This window comes from Chitinophaga pinensis (assembly GCF_007896845.1).
GTDB lineage: Bacteria > Bacteroidota > Bacteroidia > Chitinophagales > Chitinophagaceae > Chitinophaga > Chitinophaga pinensis_C.
The window spans coordinates 52,501-57,500 of sequence record NZ_VOHS01000096.1; the positions used below are offsets into that span (position 1 = coordinate 52,501).

Below are 5,000 nucleotides of genomic sequence, written 5' to 3' on the forward strand. Positions count from 1 at the left end.
AGTGAACCAGTACCGTAAGGGAAAGGTGAAAAGCACTTCGAATAGAAGAGTGAAATAGTACCTGAAACCGTGCGCCTACAAGCGGTCGGAGCATAGCAATATGTGACGGCGTGCCTTTTGCATAATGAGCCTACGAGTTACTCCTTACTGGCAAGGTTAAGCACTTAAGTTGCGGAGCCGTAGCGAAAGCGAGTTCTAACAGAGCGAATAAGTCAGTAGGGGTAGACGCGAAACTTTGTGATCTATCCATGGGCAGGTTGAAGGTTTGGTAACACAAACTGGAGGACCGAACTCATTAGCGTTGAAAAGCTATGGGATGACCTGTGGATAGGGGTGAAAGGCCAATCAAACTGAGAGATAGCTCGTTCTCCCCGAAATGTTTTTAGGAACAGCCTCGTATATAGAGTTATCATAGAGGTAGAGCTACTAATTGGGCTAGGGGGCTTCACCGCCTACCAAACCCTAATAAACTCCGAATGCTATGATATATCTGCGGGAGTGAGGCTGTGGGCGCTAAGGTCCATGGCCGAGAGGGAAATAACCCAGATTAACAGCTAAGGTCCCTAATCGTATGTTAAGTTGAACAAACGAAGTTCAAATCCTATAACAGCCAGGATGTTGGCTTGGAAGCAGCCATTCATTTAAAGAGTGCGTAACAGCTCACTGGTCGAGGGTTTGAGCACGGAAAATAATCGGGCATCAAACATACAACCGAAGCTTTAGGATTCTACTTAGGTAGATATCGGTAGGGGAGCATTCTAAACTGCATTGAAGGTGTATCGCGAGGTATGCTGGAGCGTTTAGAAAAGAAAATGTAGGCATAAGTAACGATAAAATAGGTGAAAAACCTATTCGCCGTAAGACTAAGGGTTCCTGATCAACGCTAATCGGATCAGGGTTAGTCGGGTCCTTAGGCAAAGCCGAGAGGCGTAGCTGATGGCAAACTGGTGAATATTCCAGTACCTGCTATAATTTCGATGGGGTAACGGAGTAGTGAAAGGACTGCGCACTTACGGAATAGTGCGTTAAAGGGAGTAGTTATATCCTGTGTAGGCAAATCCGCACGGGATGATGAACCCGATAGTACAGCAAAGCTTCGGCCGCGCTGATAATGTCCCTAATCAGACTTCCAAGAAAAACCTCTAAGGTTCGGTTATAGCAGCCCGTACCGTAAACCGACACAGGTAGTCGAGGAGAGTATCCTCAGGCGCTCGAGTGATCCGTGGTAAAGGAACTAGGCAAATTGACGCTGTAACTTCGGGATAAGGCGTACCGCAGTGATGCGGTCTCAGTAAAATGGTCCAACCAACTGTTTAACAAAAACACAGGGCCCTGCAAAATCGAAAGATGACGTATAGAGCCTGATACCTGCCCGGTGCTGGAAGGTTAAGGAAGGATGTTCGGGGTAACCCAAAGCTTCTGACTGAAGCCCCAGTAAACGGCGGCCGTAACTATAACGGTCCTAAGGTAGCGAAATTCCTTGTCGGGTAAGTTCCGACCTGCACGAATGGTCTAATGAGTTGGACACTGTCTCTACCACGAGCTCGGTGAAATTGTAGTATCGGTGAAGATGCCGGTTAATCGCAACGGGACGGAAAGACCCCGTGAACCTTCACTACAACTTAACATTGATTTTGAACAACAGATGTGTAGGATAGTTGGGAGACTATGAAGCAGCTTCGCCAGGAGTTGTGGAGTCAACGTTGAAATACCAACCTTCTGTTGTTTAGAGTCTAACTCGGCAACGAGGACATTGTTTGGTGGGTAGTTTGACTGGGGTGGTCGCCTCCTAAAAAGTAACGGAGGCTCGCAAAGGTACCCTCAGTACGGTTGGTAATCGTACGCAGAGCGCATTAGTAAAAGGGTGCTTGACTGTGAGGCCGACAAGCCGAGCAGGAGCGAAAGCTGGCTAAAGTGATCCGGTGGTTCTGTATGGAAGGGCCATCGCTCAAAGGATAAAAGGTACTCCGGGGATAACAGGCTGATCTCCCCCAAGAGCTCATATCGACGGGGAGGTTTGGCACCTCGATGTCGGTTCGTCACATCCTGGGGCTGGAGAAGGTCCCAAGGGTTCGGCTGTTCGCCGATTAAAGTGGCACGTGAACTGGGTTCAGAACGTCGCAAGACAGTTCGGTCCCTATCTGTTGTGATCGTTAGTAAATTGCGGGGACATGACCTTAGTACGAGAGGACCGGGTCGTACGTACCGCTGGTGTATCAGTTGTGCCGCCAGGTGCAGTGCTGAGTAGCTATGTACGGAAAGGATAAACGCTGAAAGCATCTAAGCGTGAAACCTACCTCAAGATGAGTTTACTTTTAAGGGCCGTCGGAGACTACGACGTTGATAGGCTACAGGTGTAAGGGTGGTAACATCGAAGCCGAGTAGTACTAATTGCCCGTAAGCTTTAATTTTATTTTTTTGTATAGACTATTACAATTTCCCAATATGTTACCTTATTGGTCTTTAGTCAGAATAACGCTGCAATAGTGCTGATTAAAAGACAAGATCATACTAAAGATCTTATGGTGGTTTTGCCAAGGGTGTTCACCTCTTCCCATTCCGAACAGAGAAGTTAAGCCCCTTATGGCCGATGGTACTGCACAATCATGCGGGAGAGTAGGTAGCTGCCATATTTATTTAAAGAAGTCCCGGTCTGAATAAGACCGGGCTTTTTTATCTTCACCACAACCACACACCGATCCCTACCGCACTTACGGTAAAATAATCAGGTAAAATTTTGTTGTAAAAAGCAAAGGATTGTATCTTTGCAGTCCGCTTTTAAAATTATGCGCTTTTGTAAGACAAAAGCAATGCAGTTATGATAAAAGTTTACAACAGCTATGAAGATATACGACATCAGGTCGCTTATCATTCACAATCAAATCATTAGTTCTTTACACAGTGTGACATCCGGAAAGATGATGACGAAAGCTTAATTATAAGCAAATAGCAATCAGAAAAAAGGATGAAAAAATCTTGAAAAAGATTTGGAGATAATGAAAAAATGATTACCTTTGCAACCCCAACGCAAACGACGCGAAACGGGACAAGCAAAAAAGCTCTTAAAATAATGAAGATGTCGGGCGATAAGCGCCACACGGATCGGATCCGGGACATTAACTACGCTGAAGTTTTTAACTGAAGCACAAGTTCTTTGACATATTGGGAAAATCAATTGTAATAGTAGATTACAAAAAGCTTTGAAGATATTTAAAGCGAATAAGGGCGCATGGTGGATGCCTAGGCTCTAGGAGGCGAAGAAGGACGTGGTAAGCTGCGATAAGCTACGGGGAGATGCAAACGATCGTTACATCCGTAGATTTCCGAATGGGACAACCCAGTACATTGAAGATGTATTATCCGCAAGGAGGCCAACGCAGGGAACTGAAACATCTAAGTACCTGCAGGAAAAGAAAATAAATTAATGATTCCCTAAGTAGTGGCGAGCGAACGGGGACCAGCCCAAACCGTGGTGGCGTGCTGCCACGGGGTTATAGGACTACTTTTAGAAGATCAGATCAAATTGAATCATCTGGAAAGATGAGCCATAGCAGGTGATAGCCCTGTAGATAGAAATTCTGATGGACGTGTAGTATCCTGAGTAGCGCGGGACCGGAGAAATCCTGTGTGAATTTGCCAGCACCATCTGGTAAGGCTAAATACTCCCTAGAGACCGATAGTGAACCAGTACCGTAAGGGAAAGGTGAAAAGCACTTCGAATAGAAGAGTGAAATAGTACCTGAAACCGTGCGCCTACAAGCGGTCGGAGCATAGCAATATGTGACGGCGTGCCTTTTGCATAATGAGCCTACGAGTTACTCCTTACTGGCAAGGTTAAGCACTTAAGTTGCGGAGCCGTAGCGAAAGCGAGTTCTAACAGAGCGAATAAGTCAGTAGGGGTAGACGCGAAACTTTGTGATCTATCCATGGGCAGGTTGAAGGTTTGGTAACACAAACTGGAGGACCGAACTCATTAGCGTTGAAAAGCTATGGGATGACCTGTGGATAGGGGTGAAAGGCCAATCAAACTGAGAGATAGCTCGTTCTCCCCGAAATGTTTTTAGGAACAGCCTCGTATATAGAGTTATCATAGAGGTAGAGCTACTAATTGGGCTAGGGGGCTTCACCGCCTACCAAACCCTAATAAACTCCGAATGCTATGATATATCTGCGGGAGTGAGGCTGTGGGCGCTAAGGTCCATGGCCGAGAGGGAAATAACCCAGATTAACAGCTAAGGTCCCTAATCGTATGTTAAGTTGAACAAACGAAGTTCAAATCCTATAACAGCCAGGATGTTGGCTTGGAAGCAGCCATTCATTTAAAGAGTGCGTAACAGCTCACTGGTCGAGGGTTTGAGCACGGAAAATAATCGGGCATCAAACATACAACCGAAGCTTTAGGATTCTACTTAGGTAGATATCGGTAGGGGAGCATTCTAAACTGCATTGAAGGTGTATCGCGAGGTATGCTGGAGCGTTTAGAAAAGAAAATGTAGGCATAAGTAACGATAAAATAGGTGAAAAACCTATTCGCCGTAAGACTAAGGGTTCCTGATCAACGCTAATCGGATCAGGGTTAGTCGGGTCCTTAGGCAAAGCCGAGAGGCGTAGCTGATGGCAAACTGGTGAATATTCCAGTACCTGCTATAATTTCGATGGGGTAACGGAGTAGTGAAAGGACTGCGCACTTACGGAATAGTGCGTTAAAGGGAGTAGTTATATCCTGTGTAGGCAAATCCGCACGGGATGATGAACCCGATAGTACAGCAAAGCTTCGGCCGCGCTGATAATGTCCCTAATCAGACTTCCAAGAAAAACCTCTAAGGTTCGGTTATAGCAGCCCGTACCGTAAACCGACACAGGTAGTCGAGGAGAGTATCCTCAGGCGCTCGAGTGATCCGTGGTAAAGGAACTAGGCAAATTGACGCTGTAACTTCGGGATAAGGCGTACCGCAGTGATGCGGTCTCAGTAAAATGGTCCAACCAACTGTTTAACAAAA

The 5,000-nt window shown here is 46.1% G+C and carries 3 rRNA genes (2 of these 3 only partly in view); all 3 read left to right on the forward strand.

Features of this window, described 5'->3' with window-relative positions:
• A 23S ribosomal RNA gene (locus FEF09_RS30515) occupies nt 1-2,411 on the forward strand; it begins 469 nt to the left of the window's first position.
• A 110-nt stretch (nt 2,412-2,521) separates the two neighbouring features.
• Nucleotides 2,522-2,633, forward strand: a 5S ribosomal RNA gene (gene rrf, locus FEF09_RS30520).
• 576 nt (nt 2,634-3,209) lie between these two features.
• A 23S ribosomal RNA gene (locus tag FEF09_RS30525) occupies nt 3,210-5,000 on the forward strand (it continues 1,089 nt past the right edge of the window).